8 protein-coding genes, 1 tRNA gene and 1 pseudogene are annotated in these 15,332 nt (G+C 70.4%); 7 read left to right on the forward strand and 3 right to left on the reverse strand.

Going from position 1 to position 15,332, the window contains the following annotated elements; genetic code table 11:
- The first annotated feature begins 3 nt into the window (after positions 1-3).
- Positions 4-1,191, forward strand: coding sequence for an FAD-dependent oxidoreductase (locus ACQPZW_RS08475; protein ID WP_433794270.1), 1,188 nt, complete (start codon positions 4-6; stop codon positions 1,189-1,191).
- A 449-nt stretch (positions 1,192-1,640) separates the two neighbouring features.
- Here the strand turns inward: ACQPZW_RS08475 and ACQPZW_RS08480 are convergent, their stop codons facing one another.
- Positions 1,641-2,513, reverse strand: a complete 873-nt coding sequence (locus ACQPZW_RS08480; protein WP_433794271.1) for a GNAT family N-acetyltransferase — start codon at positions 2,511-2,513, stop codon at positions 1,641-1,643.
- Between the two features lie 172 nt (positions 2,514-2,685).
- Between ACQPZW_RS08480 and gltB the strand changes: the two genes are divergently transcribed.
- The 4 genes from gltB (at position 2,686) to ACQPZW_RS08500 (ending at position 11,527) form a co-directional block, all read left to right on the forward strand.
- Positions 2,686-7,257, forward strand: a complete 4,572-nt coding sequence (gene gltB / locus ACQPZW_RS08485) for a glutamate synthase large subunit (RefSeq protein ID WP_433794272.1) — start codon at positions 2,686-2,688, stop codon at positions 7,255-7,257.
- Positions 7,250-8,719: a glutamate synthase subunit beta gene (locus tag ACQPZW_RS08490; protein WP_433794273.1), complete on the forward strand. Its 1,470-nt coding sequence runs from the start codon at positions 7,250-7,252 to the stop codon at positions 8,717-8,719. The genes gltB and ACQPZW_RS08490 overlap by 8 nt, the downstream gene beginning before the upstream one ends.
- A gap of 443 nt (positions 8,720-9,162) precedes the next feature.
- Positions 9,163-10,599, forward strand: coding sequence for a pyruvate kinase (gene pyk / locus ACQPZW_RS08495; protein WP_433794274.1), 1,437 nt, complete (start codon positions 9,163-9,165; stop codon positions 10,597-10,599).
- A 52-nt stretch (positions 10,600-10,651) separates the two neighbouring features.
- Positions 10,652-11,527 carry an acyl-CoA thioesterase gene (locus ACQPZW_RS08500; RefSeq protein ID WP_433794275.1) on the forward strand — a complete coding sequence of 292 codons (876 nt, stop codon included), beginning with the start codon at positions 10,652-10,654 and terminating at the stop codon, positions 11,525-11,527.
- Between the two features lie 326 nt (positions 11,528-11,853).
- Here the strand turns inward: ACQPZW_RS08500 and ACQPZW_RS08505 are convergent, their stop codons facing one another.
- Together ACQPZW_RS08505 and ACQPZW_RS08510 are read right to left on the reverse strand one after the other, a co-directional pair.
- Positions 11,854-12,738, reverse strand: coding sequence for a hypothetical protein (locus ACQPZW_RS08505; protein ID WP_433794276.1), 885 nt, complete (start codon positions 12,736-12,738; stop codon positions 11,854-11,856).
- 272 nt (positions 12,739-13,010) lie between these two features.
- A tRNA-Leu gene (locus ACQPZW_RS08510) sits at positions 13,011-13,084 on the reverse strand.
- 146 nt (positions 13,085-13,230) lie between these two features.
- Here ACQPZW_RS08510 and ACQPZW_RS08515 point away from each other — a divergent pair.
- Positions 13,231-13,836 (forward strand): annotated as a pseudogene (locus tag ACQPZW_RS08515) (ANTAR domain-containing response regulator); the annotation flags it as partial.
- Positions 13,837-14,049: 213 nt separating this feature from the next.
- Complete coding sequence (locus ACQPZW_RS08520; protein ID WP_433794277.1) at positions 14,050-15,330, forward strand: branched-chain amino acid ABC transporter permease; 1,281 nt, start codon at positions 14,050-14,052, stop codon at positions 15,328-15,330.
- Positions 15,331-15,332: the final 2 nt, after the last annotated feature.

Below are 15,332 nucleotides of genomic sequence, written 5' to 3' on the forward strand. Positions count from 1 at the left end.
TCCATGCGCACGGCCGTGGTGGTGGGCGCGGGGATGGCCGGCCTGGCCGCCGCGGGCGCGCTGTCGCGTTCCGGCTGGCGGGTCACCGTCCTGGAGCGTGCCGAGCGGGTGGCCGCGCCGCCGACCGCGGTGGTGCTGTGGCCCAACGGCCTGCGCGCGCTGCAGTCCCTCGATCCGGACGGCGGCTGGACGGCGATCGCGGCGCCGCTGCCCGACGGCGGGGTCCGTCGCCCGGACGGGCAGTGGCTGGTGACGCCGCGGGCCCGGTCCGGCGCCGGCGCGGCACCCGCGGCCGCGCATCTGGAGGACGTGTACGACGCGCTGGTCGCGGGTCTCGGCGACGTGGAGATCCGCACCGGGTTCGAGGCGACTACGATCCGGGCCGGGCTGCGGAGCCGGCCGGTGGTCAGTGACGGCCACACCACGATCGAGGCGGACCTGCTGGTCGGCGCGGACGGCATCGACAGCCGGGTGCGTGCCGCGGTGGCCCCCGAGTCGGTGGCGGTCGGTTCCGGCTTCGCGGCCTGGCAGGCGGTCATCCCCGCCTTCCGGGTGCCACGGCTGGACGGCGACCGCTGTGTGGGCGGGGAGACGCTCGGCGCCGGTTACCGGTTCGTGGCGATCCCGCTCGGTGATCACGCGGCCGGCCGGGGCGGGGTCTACTGGGTGGCCACGGCCGCCGGGGCGGCCCGCCCGGAGGCACCCGCCACCCAGCTCGCGTTGCTGCGTCGCTGGTTCTCCGGCTGGCACGAGCCGGTCGGTGCGCTCCTGGAGGCCACCCGTCCGGAGGATCTGGTCCCGCAGGGGGTTCGCGAGCTGCGCCCGCTGCCGCGTTCCTACGGTTTCCCGGCCGGTCCGGGCGGGGTGGTCCTGGTCGGCGACGCCGCGCACGCCATGCCGCACCATCTCGGTCAGGGCGCGTGCCTGGCCTTCGAGGACGTGGCGACGCTGCGGTCGCTGCTCGCCGATGTCGAGCCGGGCGCCGCGCTGACCGCGGCGGTCGAGTCCTACAGCCGTCTGCGCCGCCCGCGCACCACCACGGTGGTCCGGCAGAACCGGCGGATGTCCGCGGTGGTCCAGGCGCGCGGCCGGCTCGCGCTCCGCGCCCGCGACGCGGCGCTCAATCACATGCGGCCGCGTCTGCTGGCCCGCTCCCTGGATCCGTCCGCCGACTGGAACCCGCCCGAGTAAAGCCCGGAAAATGCAAATCCGGTCCCGGTGGGCCTTTCACGTCCGGCAATGCGGGAATTCAGCGCCGCTATTCCTCTGGTACGCACGAAACCGCACACGACCGCACCATTCCCGTCCCGTCGGTCCCGCGCGACGCCACCCGAGCTCCCGGCCGAAGGGCGACCGCCGGGCATGGGCGGTGGTCGCGGTACGGCCCGTGCCGCCGTCTCGGGCGCGGCCGGGACGACGGGTTGGGCGCTGCCGGGGGCGCGCTCAGACTTCGGGACGGGGTGGATGGAAGATCTCACATTCCCGTTCACCTGTTTGTGAAGATCATCTGCCGTGGATGTGGTGCTGGTCGTGACCAGGGCAACGGTCCAGCGGTAAGTGCTCCAGGCCGTGATGGTGCTTACGGCGTACCATCATGTGGGAAGTGTGAGGAATCGCTGACGCCGCGCAGGGCCACCTCCTTAAAGGGCCGCGGCGGCCGGTTCGGCGATGCAGGCGGTGCCCACCCGCCGGAAGCCGACGCGGGTGTAGAGCCGGGCCACGTCGTCGTCGCCGGCCGAGAGGAAGACCAGGTCGACGCCCTCGTTCATCAGGCGCCCGGCGATCGTGGCGGTGAGCTGCGAGGCGTAGCCGCGACGGCGCGCCGACGGCAGCGTGGCCACCCCGACGACCTCCGCGACGTCACCGCAGCGCTGGCTGGTCGCGGTGGCGAGGATGCCCTCGACCGGTGACTCGGCGACCGCGGTGAGGTAGTCGCCTCCGGCCGCCATGTCCCGCGCCTGCTGCAGGGCCTCGGCCGTCAGCGTCTCGCCCGCGTCCCGCTCGGCCGGCCCGGCACCCTCGATGACCAGCGCCTTCTCCGCCGCCTCGAGGGGCGCCTGATAGGCGGGCGCGCCGAAGGCGAGCCGGGCCACCGTGCGGGCGTGCCGCAGGTCGTCGGCGAACGTGGCCGACGCCGGGTCGAGGTAGCGGATGGTCGCGTCGCGCAGCGGCAGGTCCGGGACGAGGGCCGCCGGATCGAGCGCGAGCAGCGGGGCGAGCAGCACGTCGAGACCGGCCGACCGGGCGACGGCCAGCAGGTCGGGGGTGGTCTCGTGCACCCACTCGAAGGTCTCCGGCAGCCCGAGCTCGCGCTGGCGGGCCCGGGTGTCGAGGATGTCGGCGGCCGAGGGGGTGTGCGAACCCGGTCTCGGCCGGGCATAGTAGGGCCAGCCCTCTCCCTCGCGGATGAAGAGAACGAGAGACCCGATCTCTTCGACTCGTGTCCAGGGTCGGGGCAAAGCGTCGTAAAACCGCTCGAGCCGGTCGAAGAGGCTGGAATCCACTGGCGCCATCGCGCGAGACTACCGGTCCGCACACCGGCTGTGCTATTCAGTTCGTCCACAGTTCGGTGCGTGACCGCACGAGGTGTGATCAATCCGCATCTGGCGGAGATCAGAGGCTCTTAACGTAGACTCAAGAGACTTTGCAGGGCCGACGTCGTCCCGACCTCAGAATGAAACACCAGTGACGACAGGAGGCCCGGTGGCATATCCGCACCCCCAGGGGCTTTATGACCCTCAGACGGAGCGCGACGCCTGCGGTGTGGCATTCATTGCCGACATTCACGGTCGTCGCTCCCATGATGTGGTGGCCAAGGGTCTTACCGCGCTGATCCGGCTCGATCACCGGGGCGCACGCGGCGCCGAGCAGAACACCGGTGACGGCGCCGGCATCATGATCCAGATCCCGGACGAGTACTACCGTGCCGTGGCCGGCTTCGAGCTGCCGCCCGCCGGTCAGTACGCGACCGGCCTCGTCTTCCTGCCCACGGACCTCGACGATGCGGCCCGTGCGACCAAGGTGTTCGAGAAGTACGTGCTCGTCGAGGGCGGCGAGGTGCTCGGCTGGCGCGACGTCCCGGTCGACCCGTCCGACCTCGGCGCCACCGCGGAGGACGCCCGTCCCGCGATCCGCCAGGTGTTCCTCTCCGCGAACCGGCTCGTCGACTCGCCCGCCGGCCCGGCCGGTGCGGCTCTGAGCGGCATCGAGCTGGACCGGGTGGCGTTCTGCATCCGCAAGCAGGCCGAGCGCGAGACCTCGCAGCGCGGCGTCGCGGCGTACTTCCCGTCGCTGTCCTCGCGGACCGTCACGTACAAGGGCATGCTCACGCCCGAGCAGCTGCCGGCGTTCTTCCCGGAGCTGTCCGACGAGCGGGTGTCCAGCGCGATCGCCCTGGTGCACTCCCGGTTCTCGACCAACACGTTCCCGTCGTGGCCGCTGGCGCACCCGTACCGGCTGATCGCCCACAACGGTGAGATCAACACGATCCGTGGCAACAAGAACTGGATGGCCGCCCGGGAGGCGCTGCTGTCCACGCCGAACCTGCCGGGCAGCATCCGGCGCCTGTTCCCGATCAACTCGCCGGAGGCGTCCGACTCGGCCAGCTTCGACGAGGTCCTCGAGCTGCTGCACCTGGCCGGCCGCAGCCTGCCGCACGCCGTGCTCATGATGATCCCCGAGGCCTGGGAGAACGACCCGGAGATGGAGCCCTCGCGGCGCGCCTTCTACCGGTTCCACGCGAGCCTCATGGAGCCGTGGGACGGCCCGGCCGCCGTGGCGTTCACCGACGGCACGATCATCGGCGCCGTGCTCGACCGCAACGGCCTGCGCCCGGGCCGGTGGTGGCACACGAAGGACGGCCTGGTCGCGCTCGGCTCCGAGGCCGGCATCATCGACGTGGACCCGGCCGACGTGGTGGCCAAGGGCCGCCTCCAGCCGGGCAAGATGTTCCTGGTCGACACCGCGGCCGGCCGGATCGTGCACGACGGCGAGATCAAGGCCGACCTGGCCGCCGCCGAACCGTACGCTGACTGGCTGCACGCCGGGCTGATCGAGCTCAACGACCTGCCCGCGCGTGAGCACGTCATCTACACGCACGACTCGGTCCTGCGCCGTCAGCAGGTATTCGGCTACTCCGAGGAAGAGCTGAAGATTCTGGTGGCGCCGATGGCGCGGTCCGGTGCGGAGCCGCTCGGCTCGATGGGCACGGACACGCCGATCTCGCCGCTGTCGACCCGGCCGCGGCTGATGTTCGACTACTTCCACCAGCTGTTCGCGCAGGTCACCAACCCGCCGCTGGACGCGATCCGCGAGGAGCTGGTCACCAGCCTCTCGACGACGATCGGGCCGGAGGGCAACCTGCTCAAGCCGGGGCCGGCCAGTTGCCGGCAGATCGTCCTGCCGTACCCGGTGATCGACAACGACGAGCTCGCCAAGATCCTCTCCATCGACGAGGACGGCGACCTGCCCGGGTTCAAGGCGGTCCGGGTCTCCGGGCTGTACCCGCTGCGCGACGGCGCGGCCGGCATCAAGGCCCGGCTCACCCAGATCTGCCGGCACGTGTCGGAGGCCATCGAGGACGGGGTGCGCATCCTCGTGCTCTCCGACCGCGACTCCAACGCCGACCTGGCGCCGATCCCGTCGCTGCTGCTCACCGCGGCCGTGCACCAGCACCTCGTCCGCGAGCAGACCCGGACCCAGGTGGCGCTGGTCGTCGAGTCCGGTGACTGCCGCGAGGTGCACCACGCCGCGACACTGATCGGCTTCGGCGCGGCGGCGGTCAACCCGTACCTGGCGTTCGAGAGCGCCGAGGACCTGATCGCCACCGGAGCGCTGACCGGTGTCGACCCGCGCAAGGCGGTCCGCAACTACATCAAGGCGCTCAGCAAGGGCGTCCTGAAGATCATGTCCAAGATGGGCATCTCGACCGTCTCGTCGTACTGCGGCGCGCAGGTGTTCGAGGCCGTCGGCCTGGACAACAAGCTGCTCCAGCGCTACTTCGCGGGCACCTCCGGCCGGATCGGCGGCGTCGGTCTCGCCGGGATCCACGAGGAGATCAAGGCGCGGCACGCGAAGGCGTACCCGGCGAACAAGGCCGAGCGGGCGCACCGCCGGCTCGAGGTCGGCGGCGAGTACCAGTGGCGCCGCGAGGGTGAGCTGCACCTGTTCAACCCGGAGACGGTCTTCCTGCTGCAGCACGCCACGCGCAGCAAGCAGTACGACGTGTTCCGCCGCTACACCGACAAGGTCAACGAGCTGTCGGCGCAGGCCGGTCACCTCCGTGGCCTGTTCCGGTTCGACCCGGACCGTACGCCGATCCCGATCGACGAGGTCGAGCCGGTCAGCGCGATCGTCAAGCGGTTCTCCACCGGCGCGATGAGCTACGGCTCGATCTCGGCGGAGTCGCACGAGACCCTGGCCATCGCCATGAACCGGCTCGGCGCCAAGTCGAACACCGGCGAGGGCGGCGAGGACGTCGAGCGGCTGTACGACCCGGAGCGCCGTTCCGCGATCAAGCAGATCGCCTCCGGTCGTTTCGGCGTGACCAGCGAGTACCTGGTCAACGCGGACGACCTGCAGATCAAGATGGCGCAGGGCGCGAAGCCCGGCGAGGGTGGCCAGCTGCCCGGCAACAAGGTGTGGCCGTGGATCGCCAAGACCCGCCACGCCACCCCGGGCGTCGGCCTGATCTCGCCGCCGCCGCACCACGACATCTACTCCATCGAGGACCTGGCCCAGCTGGTCCACGACCTCAAGATGGTCAACCCGCAGTCGCGGGTGCACGTCAAGCTGGTCAGCGAGATCGGCGTGGGCACGGTCGCGGCGGGTGTCGCCAAGCTCAAGGCCGACGTCATCCTGATCTCCGGCCACGACGGCGGCACCGGCGCGTCCCCGCTCAACTCGCTCAAGCACGCCGGCACCCCGTGGGAGCTGGGCCTGGCCGAGGCACAGCAGACGCTGCTGCTCAACAAGCTGCGCGACCGGGTCACCGTGCAGGTCGACGGCCAGCTCAAGACCGGCCGTGACGTGGTGGTCGCCGCACTGCTGGGCGCCGAGGAGTTCGGTTTCGCCACCGCGCCGCTGATCGTCTCCGGCTGCATCATGATGCGGGTCTGCCACCTGGACACCTGTCCGGTCGGCATCGCCACGCAGAACCCGGTGCTGCGCGAGCGGTTCACCGGCAAGCCGGAGTTCGTCGAGAACTTCTTCCTCTTCCTCGCCGAGGAGGTTCGCGAGATCCTCGCCGAGCTCGGTTTCCGCAGCATCGACGAGGCGATCGGCCACGCCGAGGTCCTCAACGTGACCGAGGCCGTGGACCACTGGAAGGCCAAGGGCCTCGACCTGTCGCCGGTGCTCTACGTGCCGGAGCTGCCCGAGGGCGCCGCCCGCCGGGGTGTCGTCGCCCAGGACCACGGCCTGGACAAGGCGCTGGACAACCAGCTGATCGAGCTGGCTCAGCCCGCCCTGACCGACGGCCTGCCGGTGCACGCCGAGCTGGCCGCCCACAACGACCAGCGCAGCGTCGGCGCGATGCTCGGCGGCGAGGTGAGCCGGCGGTACGGCGGCAACGGCCTGCCCGACGACACCATCTCGTTCACCCTGCGCGGCACCGGTGGCAACTCGTTCGGCGCCTTCCTGCCGCGCGGTGTCACCCTGCGCTTGATCGGCGACTCCAACGACTACGTCGGCAAGGGCCTCTCCGGCGGCCGGCTGATCGTGCGTCCCGCCGAGGACGCGCCGTTCACCGCCGAGGACAACACCATCGCCGGCAACACCATCCTGTACGGCGCGACCGGCGGCGAGATCTTCCTGCGCGGCCGGGTCGGCGAGCGGTTCGCGGTCCGCAACTCGGGCGGCGTCGCGGTCGTCGAGGGCGTGGGCGACCACGGCTGCGAGTACATGACCGGTGGCGTCGTGGTGGTGCTCGGCCCGACCGGCCGTAACTTCGCGGCCGGCATGAGCGGCGGCAAGGCGTTCCTGCTGGACCTGGACCAGTCGCTGGTCAACCCGGAGCTGGTCGACCTCGGCCCGCTCACCGACGACGAGCGTGACCAACTGCGCTCGCTCGTCGAGAAGCACCACGCGGAGACCGACTCGGCCGTGGCCGGCCGCCTGCTCAAGGACTGGAGCGCGGCGGTGGAGCGGTTCACCGCCGTGGTGCCGCGCGACTACAAGCGCGTCATGGAACTGATCAGGACCGCCGAGGCTGCCGGTCGCAACGTGGACGAGGCGGTCATGGGAGTCACCAGTGCCTGACCCTAACGGTTTCCTCCGGTACGAGCGGCAGCTCCCGAAGCGCCGGCCGGTGCCGGTGCGGATCCTGGACTGGAAAGAGGTCTACCCGCCCGCGGGCGAGGAGCTGATCCGTGACCAGGCGACCCGCTGCATGGACTGCGGCATCCCGTTCTGTCACGACGGCTGTCCGCTCGGCAACCGCATCCCGGACTGGAACGACCTGGTCCGGACCGGGGGCTGGGCGGCCGCGGCGGACTCGCTGCACGCCACCAACAACTTCCCCGAGTTCACCGGCCGGCTCTGCCCGGCGCCGTGCGAGGCGGCGTGCGTGCTCGGCATCGGCGACGACCCGGTGACGATCAAGCAGGTCGAGGTGGAGATCGCCAACTACGCGTTCGGCGCGGGCCTCACACCGCAGCCGGCGCCGGCGTCCTCCGGCAAGTCGGTCGCGATCGTCGGCTCGGGCCCGGCCGGCCTGGCCGCCGCCCAGCAGCTGGCGCGGGCCGGTCACGCGGTCACCGTCTACGAGCGCGACGACCGGATCGGCGGGCTGCTGCGGTACGGCATCCCCGACTTCAAGATCGAGAAGCACGTCATCGACGCGCGGCTCGCGCAGATGTCGGCCGAGGGTGTGGAGTTCCAGACCGGCGTCGACGTGGGCGCCGACATCACCGCCGACGACCTGCGGGACCGGTATGACGCGGTGCTGCTCGCCGCGGGCGCACTCGCCGGCCGGGACACCCCGGACACCCCGGGCCGCCACCTCAAGGGCGTGCACCTGGCCATGGAGCATCTGGTCCCGGCCAACCGGATCGTCGCGGGCCTCGCCGAGACGACGCCGATCGACGCCAAGGGCAAGCACGTGATCATCATCGGCGGCGGCGACACCGGCGCCGACTGCCTGGGTGTCGCGCACCGGCAGGGCGCGGCGTCGATCACGCAGCTCGACCAGTATCCTCTGCCGCCCGACGTACGTACCGGCGTCAAGGACCCGTGGCCGACGTGGCCGCTGATCCTGCGCAACTACGCCGCGCACGAGGAGGGCGGCGACCGCGTCTTCGGCGTGGCCGTGCAGGAGTTCGTCGGCGACGACCAGGGCAACCTGGTCGCGATCCGCATCGCCGACGTGTCGGTGCAGCGCATCGACGGCGTGCGCACGGTCGCTGTCACTCCCGGCTCCGAGCGCGAGTTGCCCGCCGATCTGGTCCTTCTCGCGATCGGATTCGAGGGTACGGAGGACCAGCCCCTGCTCCGGCAGTTCGGCCTGACCCGTAGCCGGCGCAACGTGCTGGACGCCGACCAGGGCTGGCAGACCGCCGCCGAGGGTGTCTTCGTCGCGGGCGACATGCACAAGGGCGCGTCCCTGATCGTGTGGGCGATCGCCGAGGGCCGGGCCGCCGCGGCCGCCATCCACCAGTACCTGGGCGCGGCCGGAGAACTGCCCGCCCCGGTCCGTTCGGATTCGCAGCCGCTGTCCGTCTGATCCGCGTTAGCAGTCCGGGCCCGTCACCTTTCGGTGGCGGGCCCGGCGCCTTTCCGGCGGCCGTCAGCAAAACGGGCGTTAATGGGCGAGCGGGCCATCAAGGCAATGGCGCTCGTCGATCGATGGCGGAGGATCGGCCCACCCGGGACGGCCGGCGCGCCCGTTCGGGCCGTGCGGACGGCCGGTTCATCGCTTCACATCGATCTCGTGGACGCCTCTTGCGCTGGCAGGGGCGGGTGTGGCGCGTACTCCCCGATGGGGTTGGGGCATGTGCCGTCGGAGGCCTGGAGCGGACCGCTAGTCTGGACCGGCGGTCGCTGAAGCCCGCGGACGACGCAGCGCACCCCGCCACACCTCGCGGGTTGACCTCGCCGTCGACACCCGCAGTTCATGCCGATGACCGGGGTCGGCCGCCGGGCCGCCCCAGGAGAAGGACTAGCCTGATGGCCGTGACACGCCGCGTAAAGATCGTCTGCACGATGGGGCCCGCCACCAAGTCACCCGAGCGCATGCTCGGACTGGTGGAGGCGGGCATGAACGTGGCCCGGATGAACTTCAGCCACGACACCCGGGAGAACCACCGGGAGATGTACGAGCTGGTTCGCGCGGCCGCCGAGCAGGCCGACCGCCCGGTCGCCATCCTGGCCGACCTCCAGGGTCCGAAGATCCGTCTCGGCAAGTTCGCCGACGGCCCGCACCGCTGGGAGACCGGCGACCGCGTCGTGATCACCAGCGAGGAGATCCTCGGTACCAAGGAGCGCGTCTCCTGCACCTACAAGAAGCTCCCGCACGAGGTCAAGGTCGGTGACCGCCTCCTGATCGACGACGGCAAGGTCGCGATCGAGGTGACCGAGGTCGAGGGTGAGGAGATCCACTGCCTGGTCACCGAGGGTGGCCCGGTCAGCAACAACAAGGGCGTCTCGCTGCCCAACGTCGCGGTCAGCGTCCCGGCGCTCAGCGACAAGGACGAGCAGGACCTGCGGTTCGCCCTGGGTCTCGGCGTCGACCTGGTGGCGCTGTCGTTCGTCCGCGCCCCGGAGGACATCGACCTCGTCCACAAGATCATGGACGAGGAGGGCCGCCGGGTCCCGGTCATCGCCAAGGTGGAGAAGCCGGAGGCGGTCGAGCACCTCGAGGCGATCGTGCTGGCCTTCGACGGCGTCATGGTGGCCCGTGGTGACCTCGGTGTCGAGCTGCCGCTCGACCAGGTCCCGCTGGTGCAGAAGCGCGCCGTCCAGCTGTGCCGGGAGAATGCGAAGCCGGTCATCGTCGCGACCCAGATGCTCGACTCGATGATCGAGAACTCGCGTCCGACCCGCGCCGAGGCGTCCGACGTCGCCAACGCGGTGCTCGACGGCGCCGACGCGGTCATGCTGTCCGGCGAGACCTCGGTCGGTAAGTACCCGGTGCTCACCGTCAGCACGATGGCCAAGATCGTCACCACCACCGAGTCCGGCGGCATGGGCGTCCCGCGCCTGCAGCACGACCCGCGCACCCACGGTGGCGCGCTGACCGTCGCCGCCTCGCAGATCGCCCGCAACATCGGCGCCAAGGCGCTCGTCGCGTTCTCGCAGACCGGCGACACCGTCAAGCGGCTCTCCCGGCTGCACTGCGACCTGCCGCTCTACGCGTTCACCCCGGTCTCCGAGGTGCGCAACACCCTCGCCCTGAGCTGGGGCGTGGAGACCTTCCTGACCGACTTCGTCGAGCACACCGACGACATGTTCCGGCAGGTCGACGCGAAGATGCTCGGCCTCGGCCTCGCCAAGCCCGGCGACTACGTGGTCGTCGTGGCCGGCTCCCCGCCGAACGCGCCGGGCTCCACCAACACGCTCCGTGTGCACCAGCTGGGCTCGCTCGTCGACCCGGCGACGGTGTGACGTCCTGCACGTGAGAGGCAGCGCGTCACCCCGTCGGTCGTAAAGTGACAGCGTGACGTTGCTGCAGGGACAGGCCGCCGTCGACCAGCTTCTCGAGCTCCTCGATCTGAAGCAGGTCGACGCGGCCACCTTCCAGGGCGAGAGCCCACAGACCGGCGCCCAGCGCGTGTTCGGCGGCCAGGTCGCCGGGCAGGCCCTGGTCGCCGCGGGCCGCACGGTCGACCCGGGCCGCCACGTGCACTCGCTGCACGGCTACTTCGTGCGCCCCGGCGACCCGACCGTGCCGATCACCTTCCACGTCGAGGCGATCCGCGACGGGCGGTCCTTCTCGGTCCGCCGGTCGACGGCCAAGCAGCACGGCAAGACCATCTTCTTCATGTCGGCGTCGTTCCAGGTCCCCGAGGAGGGGCTGGACCATCAGGAGCCGACACCGATCGACGTCCCCGAGCCGGAGGACGTGCCGACGATCCTGCACTGGGCCGAGAAATACCCGGAGCGGATGGCCATGTTCAAGGCCTCGCCCCGCTCGGTCGACGTCCGCTACGTGGGCGTGCCCGGCTGGGTCCCACCCGGCGACCGCGACGCCGACCCACTGCAGCGGGTGTGGATGCGCCTGGACGGCCGGCTGCCCGACGACCAGTTGATCCACGCGTGCGCGCTGACCTACGCCTCCGACATGTCATTGCTCGACGCGGTGCTCTCCACCCACGGCGAGGTGTGGGGCCCCGGCGGCGTCATCGGGGCCAGCCTCGACCACGCCCTCTGGTTCCACCGGCCGTTCCGCGCCGACGAATGGTTCCTCTACGACAGCTCCAGCCCGTCCGCCAGCGGGGCTCGCGGTCTCGCCAACGGCCGCATGTTCACCCGCGAGGGGCGGCACATCGCGAGCGCCGTCCAGGAGGGCCTGCTCCGCCGGATAGGCGGCTGAGCTCCCTCCGCTCCTCGTCGGTCACTTCGCCGGTTCGCCACTCTCCGTCTGTTTCGCCGGTCTGCGCCGGCCTCCGCAGTGCCTTCCTGTGTCTGTCGGCTCGACTGCCGCGCATTCTCTGCCGGCTTCATGGCCGATTTCGTCGGTCGGTGACCCCGCCGGTGGGGATCTCGGCCTGGCGACCGGCCGACATCAGATCCGCCACCGGCGGGATCGGGGGACAAGCCTCCCCGCCGGCCGCGCTCTCGCGCCTGTGCCCGCGTTCGCGCCCGTGGCCACGCCCAGGCCTGTGCCCGCGCCCGTGCCCGCGCCCGCGCCCGCGCCCGTCAGGCTTGCCGGCCGTGGCGTTCGACTTCGCTCTCCACGCCCTCCGGGGTGTCCGGGACCGTGGGGATGTCCCTGCCCGCGTCGACCATCGCGCCGGCCCGCGGTCCGGTGATTCCGGCCTGGGCGAGCATCGCGTCGAGGTCGGCCGTGGTCCGGACCACCTGGTCGTGGAAGCTCTCGCCGCCCGGCGGCGTGGAAGCGGGCGCCGCCTCGCCGGCCGGCCGTGCCCGGTGACGTGCCCGGGACTTCGCCGGCGCGCCCTCGAAGTCGGTGAGCCCGGCCGCATAACCGGACACCCCGGCGGCCCGTTCCGGCGGCAGCTCCAGCACGTCTTTGCGCGGCCCGGCGACCTCCCGCAGCCGCAGCGCGGTCACCAGGTCGGCGATCGCGCGCAGCGTTCCGAGCGCGCCGAGGACCACGATCACCATCGGACCGGTACGCCCGAACGAGCTCGACGAGAAGAACCCGAGCCCGGCCTGGAGCACACCGATCGTGACGAGCAGGCTCCATGTCCGGTCGGCGCCCCGGGTCATGATCCCGACCGCGACGTCGACGGCGCCGCGCACCATCAGGTACCACCCGATCAGCGCCGCCGGCGTGGTGTAGGTGGAGTCCTGGACGTCCCACATCAGCAGCCCGCCGGTCGCGGCGAAGAGCACGGTGAGACCCGCGTTCAGCCACCACGTCCGGGTTCCGGCGAGGGCGCGCAGCAACTCGCCGACGGCTCCGAACAGCACGATCGGCCCGGCGACCGAGGCGATGTCGATCGGTTCCAGGCGCAGCACCGACCAGGAGATCACGAGCCACGCCGCGCCGGTGAACATCAGGAAGCCCCACATGCCCCCGCGCCGGACGGTCGAGGGTGAGGATCCGGACCACAACATGAGGCCTCCTGAGGATGCTGTCCCTGCCATGACAGCATCCCGGGCAGCCCGGGGCCCGGGGTTCGCGCAGATTGCTCGCTTTACCGTGGCCTTTTCGGCCTGTAACGCAACGGTCATCGGTGTGTGATTGATTGTCCGGTAATTGCGGTGGCCGAACACTCGGGGAAATGGATTTCCCCGGACGGCGCATCAATGTGGCCGGGCCGCCACCGTGTCACATAGACGGACGCCAGAGGGGGTGGACGTGGTCGGCGCCCGTCAGGCGATATTTGTGCCCCCGGTGGGATTCGAACCCACACTGTATGGTGTTTGAGACCATCTTCTCTGCCGGTTGGAATACAGGGGCGGCACCGCACGACGACGGTATGCCTCAGCACGGCGTGAGATGGTCACGCCAGGATGAGACTCCGACAGCCTACCTACTAGGCTTAGGGCGGCGACACCCACATACCGGGGTGTCGCGACATCGACGTTCTGGGGGTAGGGGTTTCCGTGGCCGACACGCAGGGTGGCGCCGAGCGCAAGCGGGTGCTCATCGCCGAGGACGAGGCCCTGATCCGGCTGGACCTGGCCGAGATGCTCGTGGAGGAGGGCTATGACGTCGTCGGTGAGGCCGGCGACGGCGAGACCGCCGTCCGGCTGGCCGAGGACCTGAAGCCCGACCTGGTGATCCTGGACATCAAGATGCCGATCATGGACGGTCTGGCGGCGGCCGAGCGGATCGCCGGTGGCCGGATCGCGCCGGTCGTCATCCTGACCGCGTTCAGCCAGCGTGACCTCGTCGAGCGCGCGCGTGCCGCGGGCGCCATGGCCTACCTGGTGAAGCCCTTCCAGAAATCCGATCTGGTGCCGGCGATCGAGATCGCCCTCTCCCGGTATTCGGAGATCTCCGTGCTGGAGTCCGAGGTCGCGGGCCTGACCGAGCGCCTCGAGACGCGCAAGTCGGTGGAGCGCGCCAAGGGCGAGCTGATGACGAAGTACTCGATGACCGAGCCGCAGGCCTTCAAGTGGATCCAGCGTGCCGCCATGGACAACCGGATGACCATGCGTGAGGTTGCGGACCGCATCCTGCAGGAGTCCCCGGGGGAGCGACGCCCGCTTAGGCTGGTCGGTCCGGGTGTTACGAGCCGGTGGTGCGGATCACGTGCCACCGGTTTTCTATTGGCTCTTGACGAAAGGTTGAGGCTCCGTAACGGCTTTGTTACGACCGGCTGCTCAGCTGCTTGGCAGGCTATGATCCGCCAGTCCTTCCGCGATACATCTGGCGGGGATTTCTGCTGCTAAACACAAGGAGCATCGTTGCGTAGAGCCGTGATCATCTTCACGGCCGTTCTCGGTTTCCTGTTCACTTCCCTGGGTTTCGGCGCCACGAGCGCTTTAGCCGAGGGTGAGGCGTTGCAGGGCACGTTGATCAATGCGGGCCAGCCAGTGGCGAACGTGGTGATCAAGGTGTCGGACCAGGGCGGCACATCGGCCGGTGAGGCGAAATCGGGCGCGGACGGCAAGTGGGTGGTCGCGCTCAAGGCTGCGGGCACCTACAAGGTCGATCTCGACACCGCGACGCTGCCGCAGGGCGTGGTCGTCACCACGGGTCGATCGAGTCTGACGTTGACGGTGTTCGAGGGCGCGGCGCGGAACGTGCTGTTCCCGCTCGGCTCAGGCGCCACGTCGGGGCCTGGCGCGCCGGCGCCCGAGGACGACGGCAACTCGTCGGTGGCCCGGGTTCTCGACCTGATCTACACCGGTATTCATTTCGGTCTGATCATCGCGCTGGCCGCTCTCGGCCTGTCGCTGATCTTCGGCACCATGGGACTGACCAACTTCGCGCACGGTGAGCTGATCACCTTCGGCGCCGTAAGCGGTTTCTTCCTCAACGTCACCCTGGGTCTTCCGCTGGAGCTCGCCGCGGTCGCCGCGGTGATCCTCGGTGGTGCCTTCGGCTATCTGCAGGACCGGCTCTTCTGGGGCTGGCTGCGCAACCGCCGTACCGGCCTGATCGGCATGATGATCATCTCGATCGGTCTGGCGCTGGTGCTCCGCTACCTGTACCTCTACTTCTTCGGCGGATCCACCCAGCAGTACGCGCAGTACGTGGCCCAGCCCGGTATCAGTGTCGGCCCGATCTCGATCGCGCCGAAGAACCTGATCATGGACGGCATCGCGATCATCGTCCTGATCGCCGTCTCGCTCGCGCTGGTCATGACCCGGCTGGGCAAGGCGACCCGGGCGGTGTCGACCAACCCGGCCCTGGCCGCCGCGTCCGGTATCAGCGTCGACTCGATCATCCGCCTGGTGTGGACCATCGGTGGCGCCCTCGCCGCGCTCAGCGGCGTGATGCTCGGCGTCTTCCAGGGCGTCGGCTACCAGATGGGCTTCCAGATCCTGCTGCTGGTCTTCGCCGCGGTCACCCTCGGTGGTCTCGGTACGGCCTTCGGCGCTCTGCTGGGCAGCCTGGTCGTCGGTCTCGCCACACAGCTGTCGACCCTGTGGATCCCGACCGAGCTCAAGAATGTCGGCGCCCTCGCGGTGCTGATCGTGATCATCCTCGTCCGGCCCCAGGGCATCCTGGGCCGCCGCGAGCGGATCGGCTGAGG

This window comes from Actinoplanes sp. CA-252034 (genome assembly GCF_050956125.1).
GTDB lineage: Bacteria > Actinomycetota > Actinomycetes > Mycobacteriales > Micromonosporaceae > Actinoplanes.

Excerpts from the sequence above, each read along its gene's own strand:
- ACQPZW_RS08475 (WP_433794270.1), top strand. The coding sequence starts at position 4 with ATGCGCACGGCCGTGGTGGTGGGCGCGGGGATGGCCGGCCTGGCCGCC.
- ACQPZW_RS08480 (WP_433794271.1), bottom strand. The coding sequence starts at position 2,513 with ATGGCGCCAGTGGATTCCAGCCTCTTCGACCGGCTCGAGCGGTTTTAC.
- pyk (WP_433794274.1), top strand. The coding sequence starts at position 9,163 with ATGGCCGTGACACGCCGCGTAAAGATCGTCTGCACGATGGGGCCCGCC.
- ACQPZW_RS08505 (WP_433794276.1), bottom strand. The coding sequence starts at position 12,738 with ATGTTGTGGTCCGGATCCTCACCCTCGACCGTCCGGCGCGGGGGCATG.